Source organism: Campylobacter concisus, from assembly GCF_902460665.1.
Classification (GTDB): domain Bacteria; phylum Campylobacterota; class Campylobacteria; order Campylobacterales; family Campylobacteraceae; genus Campylobacter_A; species Campylobacter_A concisus_AL.
In genome coordinates this window covers 1-15,840 of the sequence record NZ_CABPUR010000002.1, presented here as the reverse complement: position 1 = coordinate 15,840, position 15,840 = coordinate 1, and the positions used below count along the sequence as shown (strand labels likewise).

15 protein-coding genes are annotated in these 15,840 nt (G+C 37.7%); 4 read left to right on the top strand and 11 right to left on the bottom strand.

The window, feature by feature from the left end; genetic code table 11:
* Positions 1–2: 2 nt before the first annotated feature.
* Positions 3–971 (bottom strand): agmatine deiminase family protein, encoded by a 969-nt coding sequence (locus F3G66_RS03415; protein ID WP_149707153.1) that lies wholly within the window; start codon positions 969–971, stop codon positions 3–5.
* The gene (locus F3G66_RS03410) at positions 968–1,213 is read right to left on the bottom strand and encodes a CBU_0592 family membrane protein (RefSeq protein WP_087579327.1); all 246 of its coding nucleotides are present in this window, start codon (positions 1,211–1,213) and stop codon (positions 968–970) included. The genes F3G66_RS03415 and F3G66_RS03410 overlap by 4 nt, the downstream gene beginning before the upstream one ends.
* Before the next feature lie 110 nt (positions 1,214–1,323).
* On the opposite strand from F3G66_RS03410, the gene F3G66_RS03405 reads away from it, so the two are divergent.
* From F3G66_RS03405 to F3G66_RS03390, 4 genes are all read left to right on the top strand, one after another.
* Complete coding sequence (locus F3G66_RS03405; protein WP_087586623.1) at positions 1,324–1,977, top strand: amino acid ABC transporter permease; 654 nt, start codon at positions 1,324–1,326, stop codon at positions 1,975–1,977.
* Positions 1,964–2,632: an amino acid ABC transporter permease gene (locus F3G66_RS03400; protein ID WP_103600410.1), complete on the top strand. Its 669-nt coding sequence runs from the start codon at positions 1,964–1,966 to the stop codon at positions 2,630–2,632. The genes F3G66_RS03405 and F3G66_RS03400 overlap by 14 nt, the downstream gene beginning before the upstream one ends.
* 1 nt (position 2,633) lies before the next feature.
* On the top strand, positions 2,634–3,371 hold the full coding sequence (locus tag F3G66_RS03395) for an amino acid ABC transporter ATP-binding protein (RefSeq protein ID WP_149707152.1): 738 nt from the start codon (positions 2,634–2,636) through the stop codon (positions 3,369–3,371).
* A gap of 93 nt (positions 3,372–3,464) precedes the next feature.
* Positions 3,465–4,325: a cysteine ABC transporter substrate-binding protein gene (locus tag F3G66_RS03390; RefSeq protein WP_149707151.1), complete on the top strand. Its 861-nt coding sequence runs from the start codon at positions 3,465–3,467 to the stop codon at positions 4,323–4,325.
* 15 nt (positions 4,326–4,340) lie between these two features.
* On the opposite strand, the gene F3G66_RS03385 is transcribed toward F3G66_RS03390, so the two are convergent.
* From F3G66_RS03385 to F3G66_RS03345, 9 genes are all read right to left on the bottom strand, one after another.
* Positions 4,341–5,570, bottom strand: coding sequence for a Wzz/FepE/Etk N-terminal domain-containing protein (locus tag F3G66_RS03385; RefSeq protein WP_149707150.1), 1,230 nt, complete (start codon positions 5,568–5,570; stop codon positions 4,341–4,343).
* A 20-nt stretch (positions 5,571–5,590) separates the two neighbouring features.
* Positions 5,591–6,559 carry a sugar transferase gene (locus F3G66_RS03380; RefSeq protein WP_223154210.1) on the bottom strand — a complete coding sequence of 323 codons (969 nt, stop codon included), beginning with the start codon at positions 6,557–6,559 and terminating at the stop codon, positions 5,591–5,593.
* Positions 6,560–6,887: 328 nt separating this feature from the next.
* Positions 6,888–8,252, bottom strand: a complete 1,365-nt coding sequence (locus F3G66_RS03375) for a mannose-1-phosphate guanylyltransferase/mannose-6-phosphate isomerase (RefSeq protein ID WP_149707148.1) — start codon at positions 8,250–8,252, stop codon at positions 6,888–6,890.
* Positions 8,245–9,369, bottom strand: coding sequence for a glycosyltransferase family 4 protein (locus tag F3G66_RS03370; RefSeq protein ID WP_149707147.1), 1,125 nt, complete (start codon positions 9,367–9,369; stop codon positions 8,245–8,247). Before F3G66_RS03370 ends, F3G66_RS03375 begins: the two co-directional genes overlap by 8 nt.
* Positions 9,369–10,451, bottom strand: coding sequence for a glycosyltransferase family 4 protein (locus tag F3G66_RS03365; RefSeq protein WP_223154209.1), 1,083 nt, complete (start codon positions 10,449–10,451; stop codon positions 9,369–9,371). The genes F3G66_RS03370 and F3G66_RS03365 overlap by 1 nt, the downstream gene beginning before the upstream one ends.
* Positions 10,432–11,646, bottom strand: a complete 1,215-nt coding sequence (locus F3G66_RS03360) for an O-antigen ligase family protein (RefSeq protein WP_149707146.1) — start codon at positions 11,644–11,646, stop codon at positions 10,432–10,434. Before F3G66_RS03360 ends, F3G66_RS03365 begins: the two co-directional genes overlap by 20 nt.
* A complete protein-coding gene (locus F3G66_RS03355) occupies positions 11,598–12,740 on the bottom strand; it encodes a GumK N-terminal domain-containing glycosyltransferase (protein WP_149707145.1) in 1,143 nt (380 codons plus the stop codon). Before F3G66_RS03355 ends, F3G66_RS03360 begins: the two co-directional genes overlap by 49 nt.
* 547 nt (positions 12,741–13,287) lie before the next feature.
* Entirely contained in the window at positions 13,288–13,764 is a 477-nt protein-coding gene (locus tag F3G66_RS09590) for an acyltransferase family protein (protein WP_223154208.1), read from the bottom strand.
* Positions 13,764–15,623 carry an alginate lyase family protein gene (locus F3G66_RS03345; protein WP_223154207.1) on the bottom strand — a complete coding sequence of 620 codons (1,860 nt, stop codon included), beginning with the start codon at positions 15,621–15,623 and terminating at the stop codon, positions 13,764–13,766. Before F3G66_RS03345 ends, F3G66_RS09590 begins: the two co-directional genes overlap by 1 nt.
* Positions 15,624–15,840: the final 217 nt, after the last annotated feature.

The window sequence follows — 15,840 nt, the reverse complement described above, 5'->3', positions numbered from 1 at the left end:
GACTAAGACCTTTTGTATCTATTTTGGCTTGAGCAGTGAAGCGAGCCATTTTGACGGACAGAAACTAACGAATTTACACCGATGATCTTTCTATCTGGAAGCGCACGGGCTAGTAAATTTAGCACCTTTTCATCGTTTTCGTCGTTATATGTTGGCACGATTAGCGCACCATTTATAAAGATAAAGTTTGCATAGGTGCAGCCAAGCCTTTTGCCATCATAAAATTTAGGCTTAGGAAGCGGCAGAGCAAGCAGCTTAAAGCCAGTTTTTTTAAGCTCATCCTCCATCCTTTTTAGCTCATCAAAGTGTTCATCACTCTTGTCATCGCAAGCTGCGTAAGCGATAGTATCAGGCGTGATAAAGCGCGCTAAAGTGTCGATGTGACTATCTGTGTCATCGCCTCTTATAAAGCCATTTTCAAGCCAGATGATACGTTTTAAGCCAAATAAATTTTTTAGTTTTTCTTCGATCTGCTCTTTGCTAAGTGCTTTGTTTCTATTTTCATTTAGCAAGCATTTTGAGGTGGTTAAAAGCACGCCATCTCCATTAAACTCGACACTTCCACCCTCTAGTATCATATCAACTGGCTCAAGCTTGGTCTTGTAAATTTTAGCTAGCTCCAAATTTATTGCATCATCTTTTGAGCTCTTAAATTTACCACCCCAAGCGTTAAATTTAAAGTCATAGCTCTTTACGCCAGAGCCATCGCAAACGTCGATCATGCCGTAGTCTCTGATCCAAGTATCGTCAGTATCAAGCTTAACAAACTCTACATTTTTAAATTTCTTAAATCTATCAAAATTTGCCTCATCAGGGCAAATGAGCACCACCTTTTCAAAGGGCGTAATAGCAGCCACTAGCTCCTCATAGCTCGCCAAAATCTCCTCTAAATAAGGTTCCCAGTCGCTCTTACTATGTGGCAGCGATAAAAACAAAAGCTCCTGCTCTTCCCACTCTGCGTAAGCTCTCACGCTCTCTCCTTATAAATTTTATAAATTCCATAAATCGTAATGAATATCCAAAAAACCTCTATCAAAAATGAGCCAAGGTTAAAGTGCACAAAAAGCGAGATGATAAGTAGCACCGCACCTACTAAATTTATTATCTGATAGGCTAGATCGCGGCTATTTAGGCGGCCGATCTGAAGTAAAAAGTAGCCCATCACGATGCAAATCATCCCTAAAAAGCCGATGATCTGAAAAAGATCGATCAAATTTTATCCTTTTTGCAAGCTTAAATTTAAAGCAAGATCATATCTAATTAGTTTTAAATTTATGATTATAAGATAAAATAACTCCATTTTTCAGATTGGATTAAAGTTTTATGGATTTTGAGTTTATTGAGAAATTTTATCCGCTTTATGTTAAGGCCGGAGTGCTTACCTGTGAGATTGCCTTTTTAGGGATCATTTTTTCTATTTTGATCGGTATTTTTTGTATGGCTATGAAATTTTACAAGCTAAAATTTCTATCAAAAGTGATTGACTGCTACGTCGAGCTCTCAAGAAATACGCCGCTTCTTATACAGCTTTTCTTTTTATATTATGGCTTGCCAAAGCTTGGAGTGTCGATGAGCGGCTTTGCCTGTGCGGTCGCTGGTCTTAGCTTTCTTGGCGGTAGTTACATGAGTGAGAGTTTTAGACTTGGTTTTGAGGCGGTTAGAAAGTCGCAAATAGAAGCAGGTCTTAGCATCGCACTTAGTAAAAATCAGCTGTTAAGATATGTTATCTTGCCTCAAGCATTTAGCGTAGCGGTGCCAAGCATTAGTGCAAATATTATCTTTTTACTAAAAGAAACAAGCATCGTTAGTATCGTAGCTCTTGCTGATCTAGTTTACGTCGCAAAGGATCTCATTGGGCTTTATTACAAAACAGACGAAGCGCTTTTTATGCTGGTTATTAGCTATCTCATCATCATTTTGCCAGTCTCGCTGGTGCTTAGCTATGTCGAAAAAAGGGTGAGAAATGCAAGGAGTTAGTATTTTATTTGACACGCAAAATTTACTAAGGCTCTTTGAAGGTCTAGTCGTTAGCACAGAAATTTCATTTATCTCTATTTTTATCTCTATAATCGGTGGTTTAGTGTTTGGCGTACTTATGAGCATGAAAAATAAATTTATCTATTTTATTTTAAAAATTTGCCTAGAAATCGTCCGTATAATGCCTCAGATCGTTTGGCTATTTTTATTTTATTTTGGTGTCAGCAAGGCGTTTGATATTCACATTTCAGCATTTACAGCCTCACTCATCGTCTTTAGCTTGTGGGGAATTTTTGAGATGATGGACATCGTGCGTGGCGCAATAACATCAATACCAAAACATCAATTTGAATCAGCCGCCTCACTTGGGCTTAGTAAATTTCAAATTTACTCTCACGTCATCATCCCACTAGCCACGAGAAGGCTAGTGCCTGGGGCTGTAAATTTACTAAGCCGTATGATAAAAACGACCTCTATAGTCGTGCTAATTGGCGTTGTAGAGGTAGTCAAGGTCGGTCAGCAGATCATCGAGCGAAATGTATTTACAAATCCTATGGCGCCATTTTGGATATACACGCTCATATTCTTTTTATATTTTGTGATCTGTTATCCAGTCTCAAAACTATCAAAAAAACTAGAAGAAAAATGGAGTTAAAATGAGCGAAAACATCTTGGAACTTAAAAAAATAAATAAATTTTATGGAGAGCTTCACGCCTTAAAGGATATAAATTTAGAGGTAAAAAGCGGTGAAGTGGTCGTGCTTCTTGGCCCATCAGGCTGTGGCAAAAGCACAACTCTTAGGTGCATAAACGGCCTTGAGAGTATCGCAAGCGGTGAGATAATAATCGATGGCGAAGTAATTGATGCTAAATTTAATGATTGGCAAAGGATCCGCCAAAAAGTCGGCATGGTCTTTCAAAGTTATGAGCTATTTGATCATATGAACGTCATAGACAACGTCCTTCTTGGACCTTTGAAGGTGCAAAAAAGAGATAGGGTCGAGGCTGAAAAAACCGCTGATATGTGGTTAAACAAAGTTGGACTACTTGATAAGAAATTTGCCTACCCAAAGGAGTTAAGTGGCGGTCAAAAGCAGCGTATAGCAATAGTAAGAAGCCTTTGTTTAAACCCTGAAATTATGCTATTTGACGAGGTTACGGCTGCGCTTGATCCAGAGATCGTTAGAGAAGTGCTTGATGTGATACTAAATTTAGCCAAAGATGGCATGACGATGCTAATAGTCACCCATGAAATGAGCTTTGCAAGAGCGGTTGCAAACAAGATCGTATTTATGGACGCTGGAGCGATCGTGGAGATCAGCGAACCAGAGGAATTTTTTACCAACCCAAAGAGCGATCGCGCGAAGAAATTTCTAAATTTATTCTCGTTTTAGAAAAAATAAGAGATAATTTGCCGTTTTTTCAAAATGCGTTTAGAGCGAAATTTTAACGCTCTTATTTATTTAACTTTTTTACAAGGAGAAAGAGTGAGAAAATTTAAATTTTTCTTATTAGCATTAATCGCTACCGTCTTTCTAACGGGTTGTGGTAATGACAAAGGTGCCGACACGGCAAAAGCTGCTTCAAACGAAGCTGATGCGATCGCAAAGATCAAAGAGCGCGGATTTGTAAGAATTGGCGTTTTCAGCGACAAACCACCATTTGGCTATGTCGATAAAGACGGCAAAAACCAAGGCTATGATATTTACTTTGCAAAACGTATCGCAAAAGACCTACTAGGCGATGAGAGCAAGGTAAAATTTGAGCTAGTCGAGGCTGCTGGCAGAGTTGAAGTTTTAGTAGCTGATAAAGTAGATATCACGCTTGCAAATTTTACAAAAACACCTGAGCGTGCACAAGTTGTTGATTTTGCGCTTCCATACATGAAGGTTTCGCTTGGCATCGTAAGCCCTGAAGCTGCGGTGATAAAGAGCATTGATGAGCTAAAAGACAAAACCCTAATCGTAAATAAGGGCACAACCGCAGACGCGTTTTTTACAAAAAATTATCCTGACATTAAGCTTGCAAAATACGACCAAAATACTGAAACATTTGCGGCTTTGGTTGATAAAAGAGGTGCTGCACTAGCACATGATAACGCACTACTTTTTGCCTGGGCGAAAGAGACTCCTGGCTTTGTTGTAGGCGTTGAGGCACTTGGTGATGTGGATGTGATAGCACCAGCTGTTAAAAAAGGCAACAAAGTTTTACTTGACTGGCTAAACAATGAGATCATTGAGTTAGGCAAAGAAAATTTCTTCCACAAAGACTATAATGCTACACTAAAACCAATCTATGGTGATAGCGTCAATCCAGAGTCACTTGTCGTTGAAGGCGGCAAACTATAAAAATTTGGAGGGTACTTAACCCTCCCGTTTATCTTTATTAATTCTATTTTTTATTGAATCGTAAACCAAAACCCCGAATACGGACAGCATCAAACTAGACAAAAATGCGATCGCAATTATGATCGCCTTTTTAGGTTTAACGGGCTTATTTGAGATAACTATATCGGAAACTATCTGCGTATTTTGGTAATTATATGGCTTTAATGCAAGCTCTACGAGAGATCTTTGATCTAAAAGCTTATTTAATTCCTCGGTTTGTAAATTTACTAATTCTCTTTGCAAAGACGGCAATTTATCATTAACTAAGGTATCCTTTTCCGCTTGCATATTTTCTAGCTCAACATTCGTTAGTCTATCAAGTCTATCTTGAGAATCCGGCTTGGTTTTTGTTACCAATACTTCTTTTTGCTGTTCAAGAGATATTATGCTCTGCTCCAAATTCGAAATTTGATTATAAAGACCTTGTTCCATCATTTGGCGAAGTATAATATTTTCAGACGCACCCATATTTTTGTTGGTGCGAAGTTTTTCTAGCTCTGCTTCATATTTTTTTAATCTTTGCGTATTTAACTCTATATTCTTTCGCACCGACGGAATACTTATATCGTCTATTGCCGATATTTCGCGCCGTGCAACAGGTATGGTAGCGTCTTTCATATATGCTATTTGTCTATCCATACGAGGTATCTGCGTTGATTTTATATATTCTATCTGCTGTTGCTTTTCCACTATGACGTTGTTTTTTAAGAAATTTATCTGACGTTCTATGTTTGCAAGCTGAACCTTTTTAAATTCGATATATGCGTTTATAGCATTTTGATGCTCGCTAGCCAAATCTTCTACCATTTTATTTATCTGTTTTACGGCCGTATCGTTACTCTTTGCGACGACCTCTATGTCAAAAAACTTTTTATTATTTTTTACCTCCGATATATTTTCTACTTTATAGTCAAGTCCTTCGACGCCTTTTAGTAGGTCGATATACTTTATTGTTAACTTTTGTACATTATCGGCGGTATTTGCTATTAATATTTCTTCGCCGTTATCATTCTTGTAGTAACCAGTCTCAACTAAAGCCGTAGCCTTATATAGCGGCATAGCTACGAAAGCGTACAATCCGGCCGCCAACGAAGCCGCACCGGTAGTTAAAAAGATATATTTTTTATACCCCCACGCTTTTTTGCCTAGTTCAAATAGATCTATCTCATCATCTTGACAAATTATTTGATTATTCCGTTCTGACATTTTTTTCCTTTTTAATGAAATTAGCTTGCGCCTTTACGCATTAAAACAACCTTAAAGGTCTTTATGATTATCACGATATCGTTCCAGATGCACCAGTTTTTCATATACCACGCATCCATCTGTGTCCTTGTGGCAAAATCCACATCGCTGCGTCCGCTTACTTGCCATATACCGGTGATACCAGGCTTAACAGCCAAAACAAGATCTATTTGATCTTTAAAATCAACTGCCTCATAAGGAAGATAAGGTCTTGGTCCTACTATACTCATTTCTCCCCTTAAAACATTCAAAATCTGCGGCAACTCATCAAGTGAAGTTTTTCTTAAAATTCTACCTATTTGCGTTATTCTAGGATCATTTTTATACTTTTTAAATATCCTATAATATTTCTCTTCGTCAGGATTATTCTTTAACCATTCCACCATAAAGTCCTGATTTACACACATTGAACGAAATTTATAACACCTAAATTCATTGCCGTTAAGCCCAAGTCTAGATTGCGAAAAGAATATACTGCCTCTTGGCTCATCTATTTTCATAATAAGCATAATTATACCAAATACAACAATCAAAAAAGGAGAAGCGAGAAGTATCAGCGATATATCTAACGCCCTTTTTAGCATTACATTAAATTTATTTTGAAGCGAGTTTTGTATGGCAAATAAATTTGTACGAGAGTTAAACATGTTATATATATGAGCTTGCGTAAAATCGTAACCTCTAAGAACGGGCGTGAATAAAATCTCTTTATTTTCCTTGATATTTTGCTCTATGAGTTCGTTTAAGTTTTTAACGCTTAGCCTGCTACCGCCTATAAAAAGCGTATCGTAATCTTTTCCTTTTGCGCGAACGTATCCCAAATATCTATTATTAAGTATCTCTAATTCAAATTCGTCGGTTTCGCCTAAAATTTTAGCCTTTTTATTCCAAATCCCAAATTTAAATAATATTTTTTTTATAAAGAATTTTAAGACCGGTAACAGAAACATTAAAAAAATAAATGCCAAAACAATACTTACTTGCAAGAAATCATGATTTGTTTTTATAAGCACCAATATAGACAAATTAAGTAAAAGCCCGAAAAAGCAGCTTTTTACTATTATAGCGGTCTCATGCCAAAAATCATACCTCCTAGTATAAATCCCGTGATAAAAAAATAAAAAAATCATTATAACGCAAGAAGGCATAAAATTTTGATACTTAAATACTTCTAGCGATATTAAATCACCACAAAAAAATGCCGCCATACCGAAAGAAAACCATATTGCCAAAATATCAACGGTTAAAAGAATTACGGTGCAAATCTGTTTTTTCATCCTAACTCCTATTAAAATCATCTTCCAGGCGCACGATATCATCCTCGCCGGTATAACTGCCGACTTGAGCTTCGATTAGCACGACGGGGATTTTACCTTCATTTGCGAGGCGATGAACTTCGCCCATCCTAATGAACGTAGATTCATTCTCGCGCAGCAAGAAATTTCGCTCGCCCACAGTCACGGTTGCAGTGCCGCTAACGACGATCCAATGCTCGTTGCGATGGTAGTGCTTCTGCAGCGATAGCCGCTTGCCGGGCTTAACGACGATACGCTTGATCTTATAGCCGCGCTCATCTTCGAGCACCGTGTAGCTGCCCCATGGGCGGTGCGTCGTTACATGCACGCGCGCCAGATCGCTATCTTTCAGCCGCTCCACCACCTGCTTTACCTTTTGGGTAGAGCCTTTTTTGCATACGAGCAGGGCATCTTTGGTATCGACGATAGCGAGATCCTCGACGTCTATGGCGGCTATAGTGCGGTCCGAGCCGATGATGAGATTGTTTTTGGAATTTAGAGCGATATTTTGCTCGCTTGCGGTGTTGCCATTCGCGTCTTTGGGCAGCTCAGCATCTAAGCTATCAAAGCTTCCCAGATCGCTCCAGCCGATGTCTGCGGGTACGACCTTAGCAAGGCTCGTGCTCTCCATAACCGCGTAATCGATGCTATCTGCGGGGATCTCTTGCATATCGTCTAGTTTAATTCTAATCGGATTTTCCGCATTAGAATTTTTGTGCGCACAAACGCAGGCTTCGTAAATTTCAGGACTTTGCGCTTTTAGCTCGCCTAAAAATACGCCCGCCTTAAACATAAACATGCCGCTGTTCCAGTAAAAATTCCCCGCCGCTATGTAGCTTTGCGCTGCCGCAAGCTCAGGCTTTTCGTGAAATTTTAACACATCCTCGCCGTTTGCTTCGATATAGCCGTAGCCCGTATTTGCATCCGCAGGCTTGATACCAAACGTCACTAAAAACCCCTGCTTCGCAAGCTCGTGCGCATGCAAGACGCTGTTTTTATACGCCGCCTCATCTCTAATTAGATGATCGCTCGGCGTTACGAAAACGATCTCCTCTGCCTTTAGGTTCAAACAAGCAAGCGCGATCGCAGGAGCCGTATTCCTGCCGATGGGCTCGAGCAAAAATTTTACGCCGCGCGCGCCTAAAACCTCAAGCTGATCGAGCGCCAAAAAATACTGCTGCTCATTCGAGACGACGAGCGTGCGCTCGCATAGCGGGGAGTTTCGCTCGTAGCTCATCATGAAAAGCGAGCGATCGTCAAAGAGGCGCACGAACTGCTTTGGCATAAGCGTGCGGCTGATGGGCCACAGCCTCGTGCCGCTGCCGCCGCTTAGTATTATATTAGTCATTTAGGCCGTCCTTAAATTCCTCATATTTTTTCTCGACGTAGCTTTTAATCTCGGCTTCAAAGCGCGCGCGCGAAAATTTTAAAGAATTTTCTCTAATTTTTATAGGCTCAAATTTATCATAATTTTGCTCAAATTTAGCTACGGCGGCGAGCAGCTCCTTTATGTTTTGCTCCATAAAATACAGTCCGCTCTCGCCATCAAGCACTGTCTCGCGAGCGCCGCCGCGCCCAAAGCAGATCACCGGCGTGCCGCATGCCTGCGCTTCTACCGGCGTGATGCCGAAGTCCTCCTCGGCGGCAAAAACGAACGCCTTAGCCAGCCCCATGAGATCCGCCATCGTCTCATCGCTCGCAAAGCCCAAAAGCTCGACATTTTTGCCCGCTTTTGACTTAATCTTAGCCATGTCAGGTCCATCACCAATAACTACTAATTTTTTATTAGTTTTGGAAAATGCTTCAACTATCAAATCTATTTTTTTATATGGCACCATGCGCGAGGCAGTGAGGTAAAACTCCTCTTTGGCTTCGCGCAGCGTAAATTTATCGACATCCACGGGCGGATAGATCACGTCGCTGGGCTTGCCGTATGTTTTTTTGATACGGCGCGCGATGTAGCGGCTATTTGCGACGTAGTGATCCACGCGGTTTGCGGTGCTTGCATCCCAAATGCGAATTTTATGTAAAAAATACTTCGCCAGCATGCCCTTTAGGCCGCCATCTAGCCCGCTTTCGCGCAAGTACTGATGGTACAGATCCCACGCGTAGCGGATCGGCGTATGTACATAAGCGATGTGAAGCTGATTTGAGTGCGTCAGCGCACCCTTTGCGACGGCATGCGAACTGGATAGCACGACGTCGTAGCCGCTTAGATCAAACTGCTCGATCGCAAGCGGAAATAGCGGCAGGTAGTTGCGGTATTTGTCCTTTACAAAGGGCAGCTTCTGGATAAAGCTCGTGTGGGCGCGCTTACCTTTTAAAATTTTACCTCGGTCGGCATCGCTTAAAAAGTCGATGAGGCTGTAAATTTCAACATCATCCCAAATATCGGTAAAACTCTCTACGCATTTCTCCGCGCCCGCATAGGTGATAAACCAGTCGTGAATAAGGGCTTTTTTCATTACAAATTCTCCATTATTTCGATAATCTGCTTAGCCGAGCGCTCCCAGCTAAATCTTTTTATATTTTCAAAACCTTTAGCGCGAAGCTCGTTTCGTAAATTTTCATCGCTTAAAACGATTTGAATTTTATTTCTCATATCTTCTACGTCATGCGGATCAAAATAAATAACGCTATCGCCGCACACTTCAGGCAAACTCGCAGCATTTGAGCAAACGACCGGACAACCGCACGCTTGCGCCTCAAGCGGAGGAATACCGAAACCCTCGTATAAAGACGGAAAGACGAACAATTTTGCTAGATTATAGATAGCGGCGATATCCGTATCTTTAACATAACCAGTAAAAAATATGCGATTGCTGAGATTTTTTGTCTGAATAATCTCAGAAATAACGCTATCGCCCGTTATGAAGCCGTCCTTTTTGCCCACTATAACTAAATTTAGATTCGTCTTTTCTAATGCAAATAATAAATTCTTTAAATTCTTATGCGGTTTGACGTTTCCCACAAATAGAACGAAGTCTTTCGGGAGACTGTAATCTCTCGCCACCGCTTCTAAGGTATTTGAATCGCAATACTGATTAAAGCGCCTCTCGTCTATCGCGTTTGGCACGACGAAAATATTTTTATCGGTTTTAGTATATTTTAATATCTCGCTCCGCGAAAAATTTGAAACGCTAAGAACTATATCGCTTCTGCTTAGTGCTTGATTTAAAATAGTTTTTGCATATATTTTCTGCATAAAATTTAGCGTATCATAGAAAGCCAAATGAAATGCATCATGGATAGTAACTACTCTAAATTTAGCCCTTATTGGTAGAATTGGAATATTGTAATGCGGAGACCAAAAGATATCGCATTTAGGAATTTTTAAAGGCAGCTCAAGCTGCTCCTTTATAGAATAAATTTTGGATTTACATTCTAAAATTTTAACGCTTTTACTCCACGCATAGTCCTGTATCTCGGCTCTACTACCAAGCAGAATAACATCAAATTTCTCCACCAAATAAGGCAGTAGCGATTTGATATATATACCTATGCCAGATGCTTTATGCATACGAAAATCAATTATTAATTTTTTCATTCAATCGCCCATACTTAAAGTTATATATCAATCCAGCAATCATCCAAAAAAACAGCTTCTCGGCATTTCCAAAAAAATGATCATTAAAAAAGCCAATAAAAACAAAAGCAAAAATATATGCTATAAAATATAAAAATATATTATCTTTCATTTTTATATATAACGACCAAGTCATCTTTATTATATGATATAAAAATACATAAAACAAACAAAAGCCAAGTATTCCAAATTCTATAAGTGTCTTTAGGTATTCAGAATGAGGTGTAATAATTTTTGAATCACCAAATACATATGAAGCCGATCCAAGACCATATCCAAAAGGATTAGCAGATAAAAGAGATATGGCGTTATCCCAAATCTCATATCTATCTATAACACTAGGCGTACCAAATGGAGTGTAGTGAAGCCAAGAGCCATATAAAGACCACACGCCTGAAAGATATGTAATTTTTGCAAAATAATATAATATACAAATATTTACAAGAAAATATATATGAAATAGCATAGGATTAAATTTAATTTTTAATAAAAATAACATAAAAATAAAAATAGCTACAAATACTAATGGATTTTTAGGAATATAGAAGCAAGATAGAGTTACAAGAGCCAACAAAAAAATATATTTATATTTATTTCTAAAAATAAAAGATAGCACGAGAATAGAAATGCCATATATGTATAAAGTCTGTTCCCCCACAAAAAATGATCTTGTTCTAATTTTTCCATCCGATTCGAATAAGTTACCCATCAAATTAAAAGCCTCCTTTTCGAAGTCAGCATAGCCAAATATCTCATTAAATATAGCATAAAAAACCGATAATATAAAAAAAGAACCCAGTCCAGAAATAATAAAATTAATTTGAGTTTTTGATCTAACACAATTTGAAAAGAAAAAGAAGGTTGCAATAACTGGTAAAAAATATGTTATAAAGGCAACAGCTCCGATTTTAATATCAAAAAACATATAAATAAATAATATGCAAATGAGAATATTCATATATATGGAAGTCCTTTTTCTAAAAGAAAAAACAGCTATAAATAACCATATTAAATAAATTAAAGCTTTATATATATACGCATACGAGCCAAAATAAAATAGGCTAAATCTATCAACAAAATTATTTAAGCAATACAAAGTAAAAGCTATTATATATAGAAAAGTAAATTCAATATTTTTTGTATTTTTGCGTTCCAATCATTATCCTTTGCAAATTTTACGATTTCGCCCACGCCTATTTGCCTTAGAGCTACGGCTTTTTTTAGACACGTCACAAAATCCTCTTTCGAACCAGCTAATAAAGCAGGGCTATTTAGCTGCTCTAACTCTCGCCATTTAGTCGCTACCGTATGGAGTCCAGCCGCAGAATACTCATATAGTTTTAGTGGACTTATAGAATGAACTAAATCCATATCTAACCTAAACGGGATTATGCCGACGTCTGAAAATTGCAAAAAAGAGGCAATCAAATCATTATTGACCTTGCCGTAAAACGTAATATTTTCTCTAGATTGTATTTGATCAAAATTATCGGGTTTAAATTTTACAGCTCCAATTATTAAAAAATGTACATCTTTTAGCTCGTCGGCGACATAATCTAGTAGGTCGAAGTCAAACCAGCTTTCTATAGCGCCTACATAAACGGCAACTGGTTTTGCAATCGTGCAAAAAAAATCCGGCTTATCGTATTTTTTTTGAAATTTATTAAAATCAACTCCATTTGGTACATAGAAGCAACTTTTATTAAATTTTTCTATGTAATTTTTAAGATTCGATGATGTATATATCACTTTATCTGCTTTTTTTATTAGATACTCCTCTGCCTTGATAGCTGCTGCCCCTACGCCAAAACCTTCAAGCCTATCGGTAACCCTAACAACCAACTTCTTATATTTTATAATGTTTATTAAAGGTATAAATACGAAATTATCTATCACCAAAGTATCTACGTTTAAGAAATCATAATTTTTAAGCATATTTTTAAAATTTGGCAAGGTAAAAATATGCCATATTTTTATAATCCAATAAAATTGGGACGGTAGCTTTTTAAATGGCGGAATAAGCGTAAATGGAGTATATATAAAATAATTCTCAAAAATTTTATGCACACCTTTCTTTGATTGAGCGAGTCTCGTCGCTTCGTTGATCTTATTATGAAATGGGGAAACGGGTGGTGCAATAAATAAAACCTTATTTCCCTCCTTAGCCAGTAATTCACTATAATAATTACAACCTACCTTGAATGGAGATCCATAATAAGAATTTCCGCACCATAGTATTTTTTTAGACATTTTTCATCCTACTACGATATAAGCTTTTACTTTTTAAGCTTAAACACTGTTTCTCTACAAAAAACCAGCTGATTATAGCGCAACATATAGACAAAATAGCAACATATACTACATAAATGCTGTCCCCTACCTATTTGGACAAAAATATTTACAAAAAACATATGGTATATGTAAATACCATATGTAAAATCATTTCCTCGCAAAAATTTATCGAGACCTTCGAAACTGAAAGCAAAAGAAAAAACCAGAAATGAGAATATAAAATAACTTACAAATATATCTAAAAAAATATTATTAAAATAATGGAAGCAAATTCTACCGATAACATAAGCAGCAAAATATATAAAGAATTTATTCTTTATATATTTATGAAATAAATCAAAATATATATAAAAATAAAAGCCAATTAAAAATACAAATAAATATGGGGCCAGAGATACATTAATAAGTTTATTGATAAATAAATTTCTATCGCTATTAGAATTATATATAAAAAATAGTATTGAGATCAGAAAAACGCAAAGTAATATTTTCTTAGTCTTTTTATTTATAAAAAAACGATGGGTAAAACAGCATAAAATACTAGCTCAATCGAGATCGTCCAAAGCGGCGCATTTATCTCGCCCGTACCAAAAGCCCTGCTGGCTTCAAGATTGTAAAATTGCAAAAAACTAATTTGAGTAAGAAGCCATTTAAAAAAATCAAAGTCAAAATTTAAATCTATAAAAACGCATAAGATTGCTACGCCGATAAAAATATTAACATAAAGCCCCGGATAAATTCTTAAAATTCTATTTTTAATATAAGTTTTTAAATCTTGATTTTTTGCATAAGACATACTTATTAGAAAACCACTAATTAGAAAAAATACGATTACACCGCTAAAATTTAATATTTTGGTTACATACCAAGATAAGTCGCTTCTATTTGCCAAATAACCGTTTGCATGAACAAACATAACCTGAAATGCAGCTATCAATCTTAATAAATTAAAATTATTATTTACTATAATGTTATTATTCATTATAACGCACCAATTTTCATCAACTTTCCATACCCATTTGAATAAAACCCAAATTTACTATAATAAAATTCCCTGTTTGCCATATCGGTAATCACCAATTTGTCCTCTTTTATCTCAAATTTCCTCATAATTTTTACGCATTTGTATTCTGCGGCGAGGCTTATAAAATTTTTTCCGAAATCCGCCACTTCGCATCTACACTCTGCAAACATTCCAAATAATCCGATAGCTTCCTCGCCCCAACTATTTTGTTCCAAATCGCCTATAATCGGCGCATTATGAGCCTTGACGCTTCTAAAATCATTTCTCCTATCTGGAAGCGGCGTATAAAGATAGGTGCCGGGATCTTTCGCTATATCCAGCCCGTCTATCCACAGTTCGTAGCCCAGCTTATCGTTGTGCGTATGTCCGCCGTGACCCTTTTGCCCAAGTGGCGTAGCGCAGATGGCGAGGTAAAATTTGCCGGATTTAAAGATAAAAATCCCGCTGTCCGGATAAAATATATTTTTGATCTCTTGCGAATTTGGAATTTTAAATTCCATGCTTTTTCGGTGCGGCAGTTCTCTAAATTTCGCAACTGAAACAATCGGGCGTCTGTATGTTTTATCGCTTGCTTCTAGCGTACATCCTGCGAGCGAGCGAACTAAGCTCCTCTCAAAGCACATATCGTTTTTAAATATCTCATCGTCAAAAATTCCGCCCATGCAGCTAATTAGCGTGGAGTGGTTTAAGATATTTTCGTCCCAAAACGGCTCGTCGCCGCCCTCAAAGCCGCTTAAATTTAGATATTTTCGCACGGCCTGTTCGTTACTCAAGAACTCGCCGTTTGGGCTAAATTTAAAAAACCTACCGCTGTCGTTATCGCCAAATTGCGGCACTTCGCCGTTTGGTTTTGTGATGTCTGCGGTAAATCTACCGACTTTATACAGTCTGTCCACAAACCACTGCGGCAGCACTATTTGTCCGTTTAAAATTTTAAATTCCTGCTCGTCCGGCGGCAAGAGCTTCGGCTTTTTGCGCAAAAGTTTTTCGTCGTAATTTTGCAAAGATGAAATTTTGTCGCTTTTTAGACCCAGTATCAAAGCCGCGGCATACGCCATTAGCTCGCCGCTTAGGCGGTGATAGCTCGTAGAACTCTCAAAATTTCCGCCGTCTTCGTAAAATTCCTTTTTCATTTCGCTAATTACTTCTTGTACGGCAAACGCCAGCCACGCGTCTATCTCGCCGCCGCCATCCAAATATGCGCACGCAAATAGCAAACCCACGATGTCGCTTAGATAGTGATTTGACGTAAGATGCGGCGAATATTCCAGATTATTTACGATATGAAGCGCATGCTCGTAGACGCTATTTGAAAAGGTCTGTTTAAAATCCGCATCTAAAATTCCGCCCTCATCCATCCGGCAAAACATATCGTAAGCTGCCAGCATATTAGCAACCCTGATGCCGACATCCATCGTGCATGTCCAATTTACGCCCATTCTAGGCGGATTGTTACAGATAAAATCTAAAATTTGGTTTTTAAATTCCTTTAAATTTCGCTCTTTTAAATTTGAATCCGCCATCGCAAAAATAGCAAGCTGCGGCAAGTGCTGAAGCCTCGCAAGCTCCCACGGCACCTTTATGTCGCTGCCGGGCTTATGAGCTATACGCTGATCTTTATACCATTTCTTCTCACTCCATCTAAAACCACTTTTAAAATCCTTCTGCCAATCTATCGGCTCATAGTTTTCAAATATATTTTCAGGTGCTTCAACATTCATATCATACTTGTAGCCTTCAAGACCTAATGCCACACTTTCATAACTATTTTTTACCCACCCACTACCGAGCAGATCAAATTTATGATCGATATACATTTTGGATAGATATCTTGCAATATTCGAATCGATATTTGACAGGTTAAGCTCTTTTGTGTTTATTAAGCTAATTTTTATTATGGGATAATTCAAAAGCATATATGTAGTTTGCCTAGATTTTAAAGATATATTTTTTTCTACAATATTTTTAATAATATTAAATATTTTATTTAATATTTTAACTAATATTTCCTTATATGACATGTATTGTATTTTT